The sequence below is a fragment of the Deinococcus terrestris genome, assembly GCF_009377345.1.
Classification (GTDB): Bacteria; Deinococcota; Deinococci; order Deinococcales; family Deinococcaceae; genus Deinococcus; species Deinococcus terrestris.
Genome location: NZ_WBSL01000004.1, coordinates 25933 through 40877, shown reverse-complemented (window position 1 = coordinate 40877; position 14945 = coordinate 25933). Strand labels below are relative to the sequence as shown.

Annotated in this window: 15 protein-coding genes; 4 read left to right on the top strand and 11 right to left on the bottom strand. The window is 69.9% G+C overall.

Annotation, left to right across the window (positions count from 1 at the left end; all coding sequences use genetic code 11):
* Positions 1-4: 4 nt before the first annotated feature.
* The 10 genes from F8S09_RS10135 to F8S09_RS10090 all read right to left on the bottom strand — a co-directional run bounded on the left by F8S09_RS10135 (position 5) and on the right by F8S09_RS10090 (position 9178).
* Entirely contained in the window at positions 5-994 is a 990-nt protein-coding gene (locus F8S09_RS10135) for an NAD-dependent epimerase/dehydratase family protein (RefSeq protein ID WP_152871379.1), read from the bottom strand.
* 55 nt (positions 995-1049) lie between these two features.
* Positions 1050-1319: a hypothetical protein gene (locus tag F8S09_RS10130; RefSeq protein WP_322618710.1), complete on the bottom strand. Its 270-nt coding sequence runs from the start codon at positions 1317-1319 to the stop codon at positions 1050-1052.
* Between the two features lie 12 nt (positions 1320-1331).
* Positions 1332-2420 (bottom strand): DNA-processing protein DprA, encoded by a 1089-nt coding sequence (dprA, locus tag F8S09_RS10125; protein ID WP_322618709.1) that lies wholly within the window; start codon positions 2418-2420, stop codon positions 1332-1334.
* A 29-nt stretch (positions 2421-2449) separates the two neighbouring features.
* The gene (locus tag F8S09_RS10120; RefSeq protein WP_322618708.1) at positions 2450-3832 is read right to left on the bottom strand and encodes a sensor histidine kinase; all 1383 of its coding nucleotides are present in this window, start codon (positions 3830-3832) and stop codon (positions 2450-2452) included.
* Positions 3833-3917: 85 nt separating this feature from the next.
* Complete coding sequence (locus tag F8S09_RS10115; RefSeq protein ID WP_152871377.1) at positions 3918-4580, bottom strand: response regulator transcription factor; 663 nt, start codon at positions 4578-4580, stop codon at positions 3918-3920.
* Positions 4581-5000 carry a hypothetical protein gene (locus tag F8S09_RS10110; RefSeq protein ID WP_152871376.1) on the bottom strand — a complete coding sequence of 140 codons (420 nt, stop codon included), beginning with the start codon at positions 4998-5000 and terminating at the stop codon, positions 4581-4583.
* Between the two features lie 172 nt (positions 5001-5172).
* Entirely contained in the window at positions 5173-6756 is a 1584-nt protein-coding gene (locus F8S09_RS10105) for a dihydrolipoamide acetyltransferase family protein (protein WP_152871375.1), read from the bottom strand.
* 34 nt (positions 6757-6790) lie between these two features.
* On the bottom strand, positions 6791-7024 hold the full coding sequence (locus tag F8S09_RS10100; RefSeq protein ID WP_322618707.1) for a hypothetical protein: 234 nt from the start codon (positions 7022-7024) through the stop codon (positions 6791-6793).
* A 13-nt stretch (positions 7025-7037) separates the two neighbouring features.
* Positions 7038-8060, bottom strand: coding sequence for an alpha-ketoacid dehydrogenase subunit beta (locus F8S09_RS10095; RefSeq protein ID WP_152871374.1), 1023 nt, complete (start codon positions 8058-8060; stop codon positions 7038-7040).
* Positions 8057-9178, bottom strand: coding sequence for a thiamine pyrophosphate-dependent dehydrogenase E1 component subunit alpha (locus tag F8S09_RS10090; protein WP_152871373.1), 1122 nt, complete (start codon positions 9176-9178; stop codon positions 8057-8059). The genes F8S09_RS10095 and F8S09_RS10090 overlap by 4 nt, the downstream gene beginning before the upstream one ends.
* A gap of 222 nt (positions 9179-9400) precedes the next feature.
* Here F8S09_RS10090 and mnmG point away from each other — a divergent pair, with 222 nt between their 5' ends.
* From mnmG to F8S09_RS10070, 4 genes are all read left to right on the top strand, one after another.
* Positions 9401-11209 (top strand): tRNA uridine-5-carboxymethylaminomethyl(34) synthesis enzyme MnmG, encoded by a 1809-nt coding sequence (gene mnmG, locus F8S09_RS10085; protein WP_152871372.1) that lies wholly within the window; start codon positions 9401-9403, stop codon positions 11207-11209.
* Positions 11210-11278: 69 nt separating this feature from the next.
* A complete protein-coding gene (gene rsmG, locus F8S09_RS10080) occupies positions 11279-12013 on the top strand; it encodes a 16S rRNA (guanine(527)-N(7))-methyltransferase RsmG (protein ID WP_322618706.1) in 735 nt (244 codons plus the stop codon).
* The gene (locus F8S09_RS10075) at positions 12010-12759 is read left to right on the top strand and encodes a ParA family protein (protein WP_322618705.1); all 750 of its coding nucleotides are present in this window, start codon (positions 12010-12012) and stop codon (positions 12757-12759) included. The genes rsmG and F8S09_RS10075 overlap by 4 nt, the downstream gene beginning before the upstream one ends.
* Complete coding sequence (locus F8S09_RS10070; protein ID WP_322618704.1) at positions 12743-13594, top strand: ParB/RepB/Spo0J family partition protein; 852 nt, start codon at positions 12743-12745, stop codon at positions 13592-13594. The genes F8S09_RS10075 and F8S09_RS10070 overlap by 17 nt, the downstream gene beginning before the upstream one ends.
* 58 nt (positions 13595-13652) lie before the next feature.
* On the opposite strand, the gene F8S09_RS10065 is transcribed toward F8S09_RS10070, so the two are convergent.
* A complete protein-coding gene (locus F8S09_RS10065) occupies positions 13653-14894 on the bottom strand; it encodes a VanW family protein (protein WP_152871370.1) in 1242 nt (413 codons plus the stop codon).
* Positions 14895-14945 lie beyond the last annotated feature (51 nt).

The following is a 14945-nucleotide window of genomic DNA, read 5'->3' as shown; positions in this document are numbered from 1 at the left end:
GGCGTTACCCCCGCCCGGCGAGCACCGCCGCCTCGCGCTCGGGGGTCAGGAAGCCCTTTTGCGGGCTCCCGGCGCTCCAGGCGCGGGTGTCACGGGCCGTTGTGAGGGGATCTGTCAGGGTCAGGCCCGCCGCCCGCGCCCGTTCATTGCTCACGTCCATCAGGCCGCCCTGCTCGCCGTTCGCCGGGACGTAAATGGGCAACTCATTCCAGCCGATGCCCTGCGCCTCCAGTGTGGCCGCGTCCACCCAAACAGGTTCAGCATCCGCTCCGGTCGCCTTCCCCACCACGTCCACGAATTTGCGCCACTCCAGACGCGGCCCGGCGAGGTTGAACACACCCGGCACGTCTCCTTCCAGCACCATGACGGTGAACTGTGCGAGGTCGCGGGCGTCGATGACCTGCACGGAGTCCGAGCCGTCCCCCGGCGCCAGGAAACGGCCCCCCTGTGCCACCCGGTCCACCCAGTACGTGTAGCGCCCGGTGGGGTCGTAGGATCCAGCCACGATCTGCGGGCGAAGCAGGGTCGCCCGCTCGCCGTAGACCTCCCCCACGATGTCCTCGCAGGTGACTTTCAGCGGTCCATAGGTCTCCCCAGTCACTGCCGTCACGTCCTCGGCGGCAGGAGGAAACCGAGGATCATCCTCGCGGATAGGGTGGCGGCCCTGCTCGGCGTATACGCTCACGGTGCTGACGAAGACGTAGCGGCCCACCGACCCGCGCAGGGCCTCGGCGCTGGCCCGCACCTGCCGGGGCGTGTAGCCGCTCACGTCCACACAGGCGTCCCAGGTGCGGTCCGCGAGCGCGGTCAGGCCCTCGCCGCCACCGTTGCGGTCGCCGTGGAGGCGCTCGACCGTCTCCGGCAGCTCGTCGGGGGTGCGCCCCCGCGTGAACACCGCGACCCGATGCCCGGCCGAGAGCAGCGCCTCCACGATATGCCGCCCCACGAACTGGGTTCCGCCCAGCACCAGCACGTTCATCCCCTGTGGTGTCATGGGGGCAGCATTCCACGGCGCGAAAGGGTGCGGCTAGGGGGTGCACCGTTCAGGCTCAGGGCAGGTCGAGGGGCCGCTTCTCCTCCCACCCCGCCAGCGCCGCCTCGCCCCGTTCGGTGAGGGCATACGTCGCCCTGGCCTGTCCGGGGCCACCCTCCAAGGTGATGAATCCCCGCCCCTCCAGCCCCTTCACGGTAACCACGCTCAGCCGCCGCCCCGCCAGGGTGTAGTAGGGGCCGCGCCCGGTCTGCCGCAGGTGCCGGAGGAGGTCGGCACCGACTCGCAGGGCCAGGAGAACCCGCGCCTCCGCGTCCGTCAGGCTCACCTCTCCCCTCCCCTACCGCCGGGTCCAGCGCCCGCCGACCTCCTCGGTCAGGCCCATCAGGTGCAGCATTACCAACGCCGTCTGGAGTTCCGCGAGGCCCAGGCCGGTCGCCCCGCGCAGGTCGTCGAGGGTGGCGGGGGCGTTCAGCGCCGCGTACACGCGGGCCTGCTCGGGCGGGAGGTCGGGGGCGGGGACAGCGGGGCCTTCCTCCCAGCCCAGCTCGGCCAGCATGTCGGCGGCTGTCTCGGTGAGGACCGCTCCCTCGCGCAGCAATCGGTGCGGCCCGGCGGCACGGGGGTCCCCGGCGCGGCCCGGCACCGCGAAGACGGTGCGCCCGCATTCCAGCGCGTGGGTGGCGGTGATCAGGCTGCCGCTCTTGAGTTCGCCCTCCACGACCACCACGCCCGCCGAGAGCGCCGCGATCAGGCGGTTGCGGGCCGGAAAATGGTGCTGGGCGGGGCCGGTGCCCAGCGGGTACTCGCTGACCAGGGTGAGGCGCCGGGCCAGTCCCGTGTTCTCGCCGGGGTAGATGTGGTTGACCGCGCTGCCCAGCACGCCGATGCTCAGGCCTCCGGCGTCCACCGCCGCCCGGTGCGCCTCGGTGTCGATGCCGCGGGCCAGACCGCTGACCACGACCACCCCGGCCCGCGCGAGGTCGGCGGCGAGGTCGCGGGTCAACGCGAGGGCGTGCGGACTCGCGCCCCGCGTCCCCACGATCCCCACCGCGCGGGGCACCGCCGGGAGGTCGGGCAAGTCGCCGAAGACCCAGAGCACCGCCGGGGGATCGCCCAGGGCTTCGAGGGCCTCCGGGTAGCCGGGCAGCCCGCGCCCCAGCAGGGTCACGCCCCCAGCCTGGGCCTTGCGCCATTCGGCCTCGGCCTGCTCGCGGGGCTTGGGCGTGCCGATGGCAGCGACCGTCTTGGCCTCCAGCCCCGGCACCGCCCGCAATGCGGTCAGAGGAGCCGCGAGGGCCGCTTCCGCCGAGCCGAAGTGCCGCCGCAGGCTCTCGGTGCGGCGCGGCCCCAGCGCGGGCGTGAAGCGCAGGGTCAGCAGCGCGAGCAGTTCAGCCTGGGCTGCGGCGGAGTCGGCGAGGGCGGTCACCCCCGGAGAATAAGGCCCCCGCCCGCCCGTCAGGACGCGGGGGCACCCGCCCCGATGGGGGTGTCCTCGGGGTGGTCGGCGGCGCTCACCTCGTCTTCCTCGTCGCCCAGTTCCGGTCCCGGCAGGGTCAGGACAAACTCGGCGCCGCCCCCTGGCGCGTTGCCCGCTGTCAGGGTGCCGCCGTGCAGCGCCGCGATCTGCCGCGACACGCTCAGGCCCAGGCCGCTGGAGCCGCTGCCACTGACAAAGGGCTCGAAGATGCGCTCGCCCAGCTCGGGCGGGAGGCCGGGGCCGTTGTCCTGCACGGTAAAGGTGACCTGTTCGGACGTCTCACGCAGGGTCAGTGTGACCTCGCCCTCCGGTCCGGCGGCGCGGCGGGCGTTGGCGAGCAGGTTGCGCAGTGCCTGGGTCAGGCGGTCGGGGTCGCACAGCAGCATCCCGCCCCAGTCGCCCGCGAAGGTCGTCCCCGGCACCAGGCGGTCGAGCCGTCCGTGCAGGGTCGCCGCCGGGATGAAGTGCCACGCGACCTTCATTTCCAGTTGCCCCCGCGCGAGCTGCATCAGGTCCTGGGTGGTAAAGGTCAGCTCGTCGGCCACCAGCGCGGCGCGGGCCACCTCGGGGTCGCCCGAGCGCTCAGTCGCGCGGGTCAGGCTGGCCCGCAGCACGGTCAGCGGGGCGCCCAGTTCGTGCACGATCTGCCCCAGCAGTTGCTTCTCGCGGGCCTGCACCGCCTCGATTCGCACCAGCAGGCGGTTGAGCGCCGCGAGCAGGCGGTGCACCTCGTCCTCCCGCTCCGGCAGCGGCAGGGTCGCCACGCTGCGGGTAGGGTCGATGCGGTCGGCGAGGTCCGCCGCCTCGCTGAGGTCCGCCAGCGCCCGCCGCCCCACCCACCAGCCCACGATCAACATCAGGCCGGGGGTCAGCAGCAGCGCGAGCAGCAGGGCGCGGGTCGCACTCTCGCGGGCATTCACGAGGTCGTCTTCGGGCAGGGCCACCCACACGGTGCCGAAGTCCTCCACCGGACTGGTCGCGGCCCGCATCGGCGTCCCCAGGATGAAAAAACTGGTCTCCCCGGCGTACGGAAAGGGGTCGCCCAGCTTCAGTTGCAGGATTGGGGACGCCTGAATGACCCGGTTCTCGTCGTCCAGCAGGGCGGTGTAGCCGCTGATGGGTGGCGGCTTCTGGCCCAGCGACAGTTCGGGCACCGACAGCCGCTCGGCGGTCGCGGCGGCGCGGTCTTCCAGCCGGGCCTGAAACTGCTCGTCCATGCCGCGCAGCAGCAGGGTCAGGATACCCACCCCTACCAGGCCGATCACCACCGTTGCCAGCAGCGTGTACGCCAGCGCCAGCCGGAAGCGCAGGCTGTGCCGCCACGCCACGCGGGCCGACTGGAGGGGGGCGGGGCGGGTCACTCCACGTCCTCCTGACGACAAGCCCCCCCCACGTCGGGCTGGGGGGGGCAAGAGTCGGCGGGCATGACGGGCTCAAACAGGGGGCTCAGCTCGCCTGCAACACGTAGCCGACATTGCGGATGGTACGAATCCGTAGGTCGCTGGCCGCCTGCTCCAGTTTCTTGCGGAGCTGGCTGATCCGGACCTCCACCGAGTTGCTGTTGGGCGTCTCCCAGCCGTAGAGGTGCGACTCGATGTCCGCCCGCGAGAAGACCCGCTCGGGCGTGCGCATCATCAGTTCGAGAATGCGGGCCTCGTGCTCGGTGAGATTGACGTTCTTGTCGTTCACGGTGAGCAGCAGGCTGCTGGTGCTGAGGCTGGTGTTGCCCAGGTTCACGCCCGTTCCGGCGGCGGTGCGGCGCAGCAGCGCGGTGATGCGGGCGTCGAGTTCCGGCATGGCGAAGGGCTTGGTGAGGTAGTCGTCGGCTCCGGCATTCAGCCCCGCCACCCGCTCCTGCACCCCCGAGCGGGCCGAGAGCACCAGCACCGGCGTGCTGGAATACTGCCGCAGCGCCTGCACGAGGTCGAGGCCGTCCCCGTCAGGCAGGTTCAGGTCCAGCAGGATCAGTTGCGCCGAGTGGGTCCCCAGCCACGCCTGCGCCTCCTTGAGGGTGGAGGCGTGGTGCACGAGGTAATCGGCCGAGAGATATTCCTTGAGCAGCGGGCCGAGGTGGGGATCGTCCTCCACGACCAGGATCTGGGCGAGCATTCAGCGGCCTCCTTCGGGGGCGGTCTTCTCCGTGAGGGTCGTCCGCAGGCCCGGCAGCGTGAAGCTCTGGCTCACGGGCTGGAGCGTCAGCGAGAGCTTCAGGCCGCTCAGGAAGCGGGTCAGGGTCTGCTCGGTGTTGCCGACCTCCACCGTGAGCTGCCCGGCCTTGAGGGTGCCGAGGTAGCGCGGCTGGAGGTTCAGGAACAGGCCCTCGTTGCGTTCGTCTTCACTGCGGGAAAACAGCAGCACCACGGGGCCGCTGTAGTTCCGGACAAGCTGCACGGTCATACGGCCCCCGCTGCTTTCGCCGTAGCCCAGGTTCAGTTGCAACTCCGGGTCGAACACCCGCAGCTTCAGCGCCCCGGCCCCGGAGACCAGGGTCAGCAGCAGCAGGGTGGCGAGGGTCAGCAAGCGGGTCATCACAGTCACTCTATCCAATCCGGCAGTCCGTGCCCGTGGGCCAGGACCCCATGACCTCGTACCCTAGTCCCTCAAGCTGACGCCCCCGTGACCCGCCCCTGACCCTCCGTTCACGCTTTGAAAAGCAAAGCGGCCAGCCGGGGAGGGCTGACCGATGGAGGTGGGGTGGGTGTTACATCGCTTCGAGCATCAGGCGGTCAGGGTTTTCCAGCAGCCGGATGACTTCCTTGCAGAAGCGAGCGGCCTCGGCCCCGTCGACCAGGCGGTGGTCGAAGGAGAGCGAGAGGTACATCATGTGAGCGACCTCGATCTCGTCGCGCTCATTCACGATGGGCCGCTTCACTATGGAGTGGACGCCCAGGATGGCCGCGTCGGGCACGTTGATGATCGGGAAGGAGAACAGCGCCCCGATGGAGCCGATGTTGGTCACCGAGAAGGTGCTGCCCGCCAGCTCGTCCGGGGTGAGCTTGCCCGCCTGGGCGCGGCCCGCGAGGTCGGTGACCTGCCCGGCCAGCTCGAAGATGCTCTTGTGGTTCACGTCCCGCAACACGGGCACGGTCAGGCCCGCGTCGGTGGCGACCGCCATACCGACGTTGTAGTACCGCTTCATCACGATCTCGCCCGACGCCTCGTCGAACGACGAGTTGAGGCTGGGGTACTTCTTCAGCGCGGCGGCGACCGCCTTGAAGATGAACGGCAGGTAGGAGAGCTTGACGCCCGCCGCCTGGGCGTCGCCCTTCACGCGCTCGCGGAACTGCACCAGCCGCGTCAGGTTGACCTCGTCCACCGTCAGGGTGCGGACGGTGTAGAGGTGGCTGGCCTGCATCTGGTTGGAGATGGCGCGGCGCATCCCCCGCAGCGGCACCCGGTCTTCGAGGTGCTCGTAGCCCTTGGGCGTGCGGTACTGGACCGGGGGAACGGGCATACCGCCCGTGCCCTTGGCCGCCGCCGGAGCGGGCTGGGGAGCGGGGGTGGGCTGGGCTTGAGGCTGGGGCGTCGGCGCAGCTACGGAAACCGGAGCTGCCTGCTGCGCCTGCCCGGCGTGCGTCACCACGTCGTCCACCCGCACCCGGCCGTTGGGGCCGCTGCCCGCGACCTGCGCGAGGTCAACGCCGAGTTCCCGCGCCCGCTTCCGCGCCGCCGGAACGGCGAGCACCCGCCCGTCGGTGCGGCCGGAGGGGGTCTGCTGGCGGTTCAGGATGCTCCCGGTGCCCCCGGTATAGGTGCCCGGTGCCCCGCTCCCCGCGCGGTTCTCCAGCCCGCGCAGGCTGACCGTCTCGTCGGAGGCGAAGGCCTTGAAGAGACTGGAGTCGTCCCCGTCGTCCTTCTGGGTGTGCCCGGCCTCCACGATGCTCCCGCCCATCTGCTCGCGCTCCTCGGCGGCTTGGGTCGGGAGCTGGGCGTCCACCGTCGTGGGGTTCTCCCCGGTGTCCTGAATGCCCTGGGTGACGCTGGGGGCGGTGGACTGGGCCGCGTTCTGCACCGTCTCCCCTCCCCCGCTGGCGGCCCCGGCTGCCGCGCCCGCCTCTGCGATGATCGCGATGGGCGCGTGCACGGCCACCACGTCGCCCTCCTGCGCGAGGCGCTGCTGGAGCACGCCCGCGTAGGGGCTGGGCAATTCGACGGTGACCTTGTCGGTCATGACTTCGCACAGGGGCTGTTCGAGGGCCACCGGGTCGCCCTCATTCACCAACCACTTCAGGATTTCGCCCTCGACCACGCTCTCGGCGAGTTCGGGCAGCAGGACTTGTTTCATGTGTTACCTCGGCAGAAAATAAGGTGGACAACAGTCAGCGAAGAAAGAGGATGCGGGCCAGGCCGTACAGCGCCAGCACAGCGGCCACCCCCTGGATGAAGCGGTCGCCCTGCGCGTAACGCCACGCCGCCGCGCCCAGCGCCATGAAGGCCGCTCCGGCCAAGAGGTCCGGCCACGGCTCCCGCAGCCGCCCCAGCAGGGGATACACCGTGAAGCCGATCGCCAGACCCAGGGCGCCCAGCACCCAGCGCCAGACGTCAGGCTTCACGGCTCTCCCGGCATCAGTAGTTCAGGGCCTGCACGCAGGCGGCGGCGATGCGGTTCGGGCCAGGCAGGTAGATCTTGTCCTGCACGTAGGGGTACGGGATGTCGAAGCCCGCGACCTGCACCACCGGCGAGAGAAGCTGGTCGAACAGTTCCTCCTGAATGACGTAGGCCACCTCGCCCATGAAGTTGGCCATGCGCGGCGCCTCGCTGACGAGGACGGCCCGCCCGGTCCTGGAGACGCTCTCCAGCACCAGCTCGCGGTCCCAGGGCACCAGCGAGCGCAGGTCGATGACCTCGGCCTCCACGCCCTCGGCAGCCAGCGCGGCGGCGGCTCGTTCAGCGTCGGGCATCACGCCGCCGTAGCCGATGATGGTGAGGTCCCGGCCCTCGCGGCGCACGGCCCCCTTGCCGATCTCGACGGTGTAGTCGCCCGTAGGCACCTCGCCCTTCGCGGCGCGGTACAGCCGCTTGGGTTCAAAGTAGATCACCGGGTCTTCCCCACGCACGGCGGCCTTGAGCAGCCCCTTGGCGTCGTAGGGGGTGCTGGGCATCACGACCTTGAGGCCCGGCGTGTGCGCGAAGTAGCTTTCCGGACTCTGCGAGTGGTGGTGCCCACCCTTCACGCCGCCGCCCGAGGGCGTGCGGATGACCATCGGCGCCGTGAACTGCCCACCCGAGCGGTAGCGGATCTTGGCGGCCTGGCTGATGATCTGGTCGAAGCCCGGCCCCATGTAGTCGGCAAACTGGATCTCGGCGATGGGGCGCATGCCCCGCACCGCCATCCCGACCGCCGCCCCCACGATGCTCGCTTCCGAGAGCGGGGTGTCGAAGACGCGCGTCTTGCCGAACTCGGCCTGCAGGCCCGCCGTCGCCAGGAAGACGCCGCCACGGGCGCCCACGTCCTCCCCGAAGACCACGACCCGCTCGTCGCGGGCGAGTTCCTCGCGCATGGCCTCGGTCACGGCTTGAATCAGGGTGAGGGTGCGGGTCTCCTCCGCTCCGGCCCCGGCCTGCGCCAGCTTCTGGGTGGCAGTCATGCGCGGCCTCCCGTCGTCGCCGTGCCCTGCTCAGCCCGCAGGAAGTCTTCTTGAAGCTCCAGGTGAACCGGCTTGTCCCCGTACACGTCCTCGAACATGATTTCCCAGCCCGGCTGCCCGGTCGCCTCGGCGGTCAGGACGGCCTCGTCCACTTCGCGGTGGGTCGCAGCCACGAGGTCACGGATCTCCTGCGGGTCGATGGGCGCCCCGAGGTGCTCCAGCAGCCGCTCCACGCGGGTGATGGGGTCACGGGCCTCCCACTCGGCCACCTCCTCGCGGGTGCGGTAGTGCTTCTCGGCGTCCGCGTCTGCGTTGGAGTGCGAACCGATGCGGTAGGTCAGGCACTCGACGAGGGCGGGACCTTCCCCTGCGCGGACCCGCTCGGCCACGTGCCCCATCACTTCCATGACCGCCACGATGTCGTTGCCGTCCACGTAGTAGCCGGGCATGCCGTACGCCTTGGCCTTGATGTGGATCGTCTCGCTGGCGGTCTGCTCGCGCAGGTGGGTGCTGATCGCCCACTGATTGTTCTCGCAAACGAACAGGCAGGGCGCCCCGGAGGCCCCGGCCATGTTCAGCCCCGCGTGCCAGTCTCCCTCGCTGGTCGCCCCGTCCCCGAAGGTGCAGACGGTGATCTCGTCTGTGCCGAGGTACTTCTGGGCCATCGCCGTGCCCGCTGCGGGCGGCACCTGCGACGCGATGGACGAGGAGATGGACACGAAGCGCTTGTCGGCCACCCCGAAGTGGTGCGGCATCTGACGGCCCCGGCACAGGTCAGAGTTGGTGCCCAGGCATTGGCTCACGATGTCCAGCATCGAGACGCCCATCGCCAGCCCCAGCGTATGGTCGCGGTAGTAGGGCCAGACCCAGTCGTGCCCCACCCGCAGCGAGTGGGCAAGGCCCACCTGGGTGGCCTCCATGCCGCTGGCCTGGGCATAGAAGGTGGTGCGGCCCTGCCGCAAGAGGGTGACGAGCTTCTTGTCGAACTCCCGCGCCCGTACCATCTGGCGGTGCAGTTCACGCAGCAGCTCGGGCGTGAACCGGGCGGGAAGTTCCCGGATTGGTTGGCCGTCTTCAGACACCCAGCGCAGGGGGTCAGACGTGAACGGCTGAATCATGAGGGGCCTCCTGAGCGGCAGGACCGGGGAGCCCCTGGGGGGCGCGGCACCGGACGCGGAACACATTGACCTAACGCTCGTTTGGATTCTAGACCATGCAGCTGTGCCGCCGAATGGTGGGGGCACCTCAGCCGGACAGGGTTCAAGTTTCACGTGAAACGTTCACGGCACCGTGAGCTGTCCCCGTGTGGGCGGGAGGCCGCCGCTCTACACTCCTTCCCGATGAGCGGCTGGAATGTGATTGTGATTGGCGGAGGCCACGCGGGGCTGGAAGCCGCCTGGGCGGCAGCGAAGTTCGCCCGCACCGCCTTGCTCGTGGGCAATCCCGTCACCGTGGGCCGGATGCCCTGCAACCCGGCCGTGGGTGGCCCCGGCAAAAGTCAACTGGTGTTCGAGGTACAGGCCCTGGGGGGGCTGATGGGCCGCCTCGCGGACGAGACAGCGATTCACACCCGCGTCCTGAATGCAAGCAAGGGGCCAGCCGTGCAGTCCCTGCGGGTGCAAAACGAACGGGACGCCTACGCTGAACGTGCCCAGGACGTGATCTTCGGCCACCCCGAGATCGAGATCGTGCGCGGTGAGGCCGCCGACCTCGAACCCGATGGGCGGGGCGGCTGGTTCGTCGTGACGACGGATGGGCGTCGGCTGGCGGCCCGAAGTGTGGTCGTCGCGGCGGGGACCTTTCTGCGCGGTGTGACCTGGTACGGCCGCCAGTCTCGCGCCGAGGGTCGGCAGGGCGAGCCGCCCGCCCGCTTCCTCAGCGAGCCGCTGGCCCGCGCCGGGCATCGGCTGAAGCGGTACAAGACGGGCACGCCTCCCCGGGTCCGGGCCGACTCCGTTCGGTTTGCCGACCTGCTGGAAATCCCGGCCGACCCGCAGCCCCGCGGCTTTACCGGACAGCCCGGCCCCCGCGCCGCCGAGTCGCCCACCTGGCAGACCCACACGACCGCCGAGACGCACCGCCTGATCGGCGAGAACCTCCACGAGTCCCCGATGTACGCGGGGGACATTGAGGGCCTCGGTCCCCGTTACTGCCCCAGCATCGAGGACAAGGTGGTGCGCTTTGCCCACCACGACCGACACCTGCTGTTCGTGGAGCCGGACGGGGTCCAGACCAGCGAGGTGTATCTTCAGGGATTCAGCTCTTCGCTGCCGCCCCGGCTTCAAGACGCATTGGTGCGGACGCTTCCTGGCTTCGAGCAGGCGGTGATTCAGCGTTATGCCTACGCGGTCGAGTACGACGTGGTAGATTCCACTGAGTTGACCCTCAACCTCGAGTCGCGCCTGCTGCCGGGCGTCTTCACCGCCGGGCAGATCAACGGCACCAGCGGCTATGAGGAAGCAGCGGCGCAGGGGCTGGTCGCGGGCACGGCGGCGGCGCGGCGGGCATTGGGCTTAGAGGAAGTACAGGTTTCACGTGAAACGGGATACATCGGCGTGATGTTGGATGACCTCGTGTTCAAGGGCAGCGATGAGCCCTACCGGATGATGACCAGCCGGGTGGAACACCGTCTACTGGTGCGCCAGGACAACGCCGATGAGCGAATGACGGGCCTGGGGCAGCGGCTGGGATTGGTGGGGGAGAGCACCGCGCGAACCATCGCCGAGAAATATGCCCGCGTCGCGGCGGGCGTGGAGTCGCTTCGTCGTCAACGGATCAACGGACAGGCCGCCGATGGCCTGCTGCGACGCCCTGAGTTCTCCCTCGCAGACATCGAGGCGCTGGGTGCCACGTTGCCTTCCCTGAGCGAAGCCGAGCGCGAGGCGGTCGAGATCCGGGTGAAATATGCGGGCTATATCGAACGGGCCGAGCGGCAGCTTCAGGCCGAGGCAAAAGGAAGTGAGTTGAGCCTTGAAGGTGTAGAGTTTGCGGCACTGGGCAATTTGTCGAACGAGGCCCGTGAGAAGCTCATGCGGGCGCGGCCCTCGACGGTGGGACAGGCCGCGCGGGTCCCCGGTGTGCGGCACGCAGACATCAGCGCCTTGCTGGTTCATCTTCGTCAGGCCCAAAGCGTTTCACGTGAAACCTGATGGTCCTGTCCCAGCTTTGCAGAGCTAGCATGCCCCGGTGATGAATGAACAGACAGGTAGGCGCAGCCTGTGACGCCGGAGGCGACGGCGCTTCTGCTCCAGGGTGGAGAGGAACTGGGACTTGACCTGGTCCCGCACGTAGAGGCCTTCACGCGGCTGCTCGCCCTGCTGCAGGAGGGAGCGGCACAGACCAACCTCACTGCCCTGCGCGATGAGCGCGACATTGTCCTGAAGCATTTCGTGGACTCGCTGACCTGCCTGCGCGGGGGCTGGCTGGATAGGGACGGGCGGGTGCTTGACCTGGGAACGGGTGCGGGCTTTCCCGCTCTTCCCCTCGCCATCGTGCGGCCGGAGCTGCGGCTGGTCCCGGTGGACGCCACCGCGAAGAAGATCGCCTTCGTGACCCGCACGGCGGCCGCCCTGGGCCTGGAGAACGTCACGCCGCTGACCGCCCGAGCCGAGACGCTGGGGCGCGACCCCGAGCATCGGGGGCGTTACGACCGGGTCGTCACCCGCGCGGTGGCCTCCCTACCCGCCCTGGCCGAACTCGCCCTGCCGCTGCTGAGAGCGGGCGGCGTGCTGGTCGCGCAAAAAGGCCCCATTTCCGCTGAGGAGCTGGACGCGGGCCGCCTCGCTGCCACTGAGGTCGGGGGAGAGGTGCGGGCGGTGGACGCCTTCGCCCTCCCCGTGCTGGGGGAGGCGCGGACGCTGGTGATCGTGGAGAAGACGGCCACCACCCCCGAGCGGTACCCCCGCCGGGAGGGCGTCCCGGCCCGTAAGCCGTTATTCTGGCGGGCGACGTGAAGACCCTCGGCATCGTGAACCAGAAGGGGGGCGTGGGCAAGACGACCACCGCCATCAACCTCGCCGCCTACCTCGCGGCAGGGGGACGGCGGGTGCTGCTGCTCGACATGGACCCGCAGGGCAACGCGACGAGCGGACTGGGTCTGCGCGGCGCCGAGGCCGGACTGTACAAGGCGCTCGCCGAGCCGGACCGGGTGGCCGAGTTCATCCAGCCCACCTCGCAAGAGGGGCTGGACGTGCTCCCGGCTACCCCCGACCTCGCCGGGGCCGGGGTCGAGTTGGCCGACGACCCGGAGGCGCTGACGCGGCTGCTGGGGGCGGTGCAGGGCTACGACCTCGCCCTCGTGGACGCGCCGCCCTCTCTGGGACCGCTCACGGTAAACGTGCTGGCCGCCGCCGACGCCCTGCTGATCCCCCTTCAGGCCGAGTATTACGCGCTGGAGGGTCTCGCCGGGCTGATGGAGACAGTCGAGCGGGTGCGCGGGGGCCTCAACCCCCGCCTGAGGGTGCTGGGCGTGGCGATTACCATGTTCGACGGCCGTACCAACCTCGCGCAGGAGGTCGAGACGATGGTGCGCGGGCACTTTGGGGAACTGGTGTTCTGGTCGGTGGTGCCGCGCAACGTGCGGCTCTCGGAGGCGCCCAGCTTCGGCAAACCCATTGGGGCCTTCGCGCCGCTCTCCAGCGGAGCCGCCGCCTACAAGCGTCTGGCCGAGGAGGTGATGCAACGTGTCGAGAAAATCTAGCCTGGGGCGGGGCCTTGACGCGCTGCTGAGTAAGCCTCAACCTGCGGCGGACGCGCCGGGCGGGGGAGGGGTGCAGACCGTCCCCATTGCCCGCATCGTGCAGGCGGCCTACCAGCCCCGGCAGGTCTTCGAACCGGAGGCGCTGGCGGAACTGGCCGGGAGCATCCGCGAGAAGGGCGTTCTCCAGCCCCTGCTGCTGCGTCCGCGCGGCGAAAACTTCGAGATCGTAGCGGGTGAGCGGCGCTGGCGGGCCTCGCAACTCGCCGGGCTGGCCGAGGTCCCTGCGATCATCCGCGACCTCGGGGACCGTGAGGCGCTGGAAATTGCCATCATCGAGAACCTCCAGCGCGAGGACCTGGGGCCGCTGGAAGAAGCGCGGGCCTACCAGACGTTGCTGGAACAGGGGCTGAATCAGGAGGGGGTGGCGCGGGCGGTCGGTAAGGGCCGCTCGACCGTCTCCAACGCCCTGCGGCTGCTGACCCTGCCAGGCGAGGCGCTGCGGGCGCTGGAGGGCGGCGAGATCAGCGCCGGACACGCCCGCGCGGTGCTCGCGCAACCAGAAGCGGACCGCTTGTGGGCGCTAGGCGAGATTCGCACCCGCCGCCTCAGCGTCCGGGAGGCCGAAGCCTTGAAACGCGGGGCCCGCACCGCCACTGTCCCCATTCCAGTCAATCCGCCCCGCGCCCACCGTCAGGTTGAACTGGCGCTGAGCCGCCGCACTGGTACGAGGGTCCGCATCACGGGTGAGGACAAGGGCCGCGTGGAGCTGAGCTTCGCCTCCCGCGAGGAACTGGACCGCCTGCTAGAACTGCTGGGCTACGCGTCGGAGGAATGACCGCGAGAGGGGAGAGGGGCGACCGTACTAGCAACGGTCGCCCCTCTCCCCATGAACCTCAGCGCCCGACCAGATAAATGTTGGGCCAGGGCCGGTACGTGCTTTTCAGGACATCCTGACGAATGACCTTGCCCCCCCGGACCAGTTTGCGCGTCACTTCCATCGTGGCGCCGGGCGCCGCCCAGTCCACCTGTCGGCGCTCGCCGGGCTTAAGGCTGGCGCTGCGAATCAGGCGGTCGGCGGGGGAGGGCACGGTCCGGAGCACCTTCGGCTGGCTCAGTTCCACCGTGAAGTCGCGGGCCTTGCCGAACACGCTGATTTCCAGGTAGCCGTCGGCGTCGTTCCAGTCGGCCTGAAACCACAGCGCCCCGCCGGTGTCGTTGGCGAACCGCAGGTCGAGGGTGGGCTGGTAGATCGCCGCGTCGAGGCCCTGCGGCTGGTAATAGTGGACCTGATAGGAGTGCGTGTGCCGCTCCACGACCGGGAGGCCCGCCCCGTACAGCGCCCGGAACGCGGTCGTGCTGACCTGACAGATGCCCCCGCCCAGGCCCGTCTCGGTGCGGTCCCCGGCGATAATCAGGCCGGGCACGTACCCCGCCCGCGCCGAGACGGTGCCAATAAACTGGTTAAAGGAGAAGGTCTTGCCCTCAAACAGGCGGTCCTGAAAGTTGCGGGTGCCCACATGGATGTTGGTCATGCGGGCAGCGCTGCTTCCGGCGTAGTTGGTGACCCCGGTGGCGAGGTGCGCCGTGATGCCCTTGCCCGCGAAGAAGTCCAGCGTCCGCTTCGGCGCGACCTGCCCGGTTACGACCACGTTCGCCCGCACGGCGCGGGGGTCTTTCAGCGCGGTGAGAACGTTGGCGCGGGTCTGCTCGGTATCCACCTTCAGCCCGTTGCGCTGCACGACCGCCCAGCCCGCTGTGCCGAGGTTCTCGAAGCGGGCGTCTTGCCCCTGCACGGGGAGGGAGGCCAGAAAGGTCTTCAGGTCCGCCTCCAAACTCTCGGTGACCACGCCGCGCTGCCGCAGCACCGCCACCCGTTCGCCGGGCAGGTTCAGGGTGCTGACGAAGGGCACGGTGGTCTTCTTGCCGTTCATTAGGGCGGGGTAATTTACCTGCACGGTGATCAGCAGCGGTGCGGTGCGGGCGGGTGCGGCGGCAGGAGCGGGCGCGGGGGTCGCCGGAGCCGGTTCGGCCACGGGTGCCGGAGCGTCCACCGGGGGCATGGGCTCCGGGGCCGTCTGGGCGTGCGCGGTCCCCAGCAGCAGCCCCGCGAGAAGAAGGGTGCGGGCTTGGATCATGCCCGGCAGTATCCCACGCTCTCCAGCGCCAAAGGTGTCTCGCCCAGGTGG

Bases quoted from the DNA above. Each gene is read 5' to 3' on its own strand.
- F8S09_RS10095 (WP_152871374.1), bottom strand. From the start codon at position 8,060: ATGACTGCCACCCAGAAGCTGGCGCAGGCCGGGGCCGGAGCGGAGGAG.
- F8S09_RS10090 (WP_152871373.1), bottom strand. From the start codon at position 9,178: ATGATTCAGCCGTTCACGTCTGACCCCCTGCGCTGGGTGTCTGAAGAC.
- F8S09_RS10115 (WP_152871377.1), bottom strand. From the start codon at position 4,580: ATGCTCGCCCAGATCCTGGTCGTGGAGGACGATCCCCACCTCGGCCCG.
- F8S09_RS10135 (WP_152871379.1), bottom strand. From the start codon at position 994: ATGACACCACAGGGGATGAACGTGCTGGTGCTGGGCGGAACCCAGTTC.
- F8S09_RS10110 (WP_152871376.1), bottom strand. From the start codon at position 5,000: ATGACCCGCTTGCTGACCCTCGCCACCCTGCTGCTGCTGACCCTGGTC.
- F8S09_RS10105 (WP_152871375.1), bottom strand. From the start codon at position 6,756: ATGAAACAAGTCCTGCTGCCCGAACTCGCCGAGAGCGTGGTCGAGGGC.
- F8S09_RS10065 (WP_152871370.1), bottom strand. From the start codon at position 14,894: ATGATCCAAGCCCGCACCCTTCTTCTCGCGGGGCTGCTGCTGGGGACC.
- mnmG (WP_152871372.1), top strand. From the start codon at position 9,401: ATGAGCGGCTGGAATGTGATTGTGATTGGCGGAGGCCACGCGGGGCTG.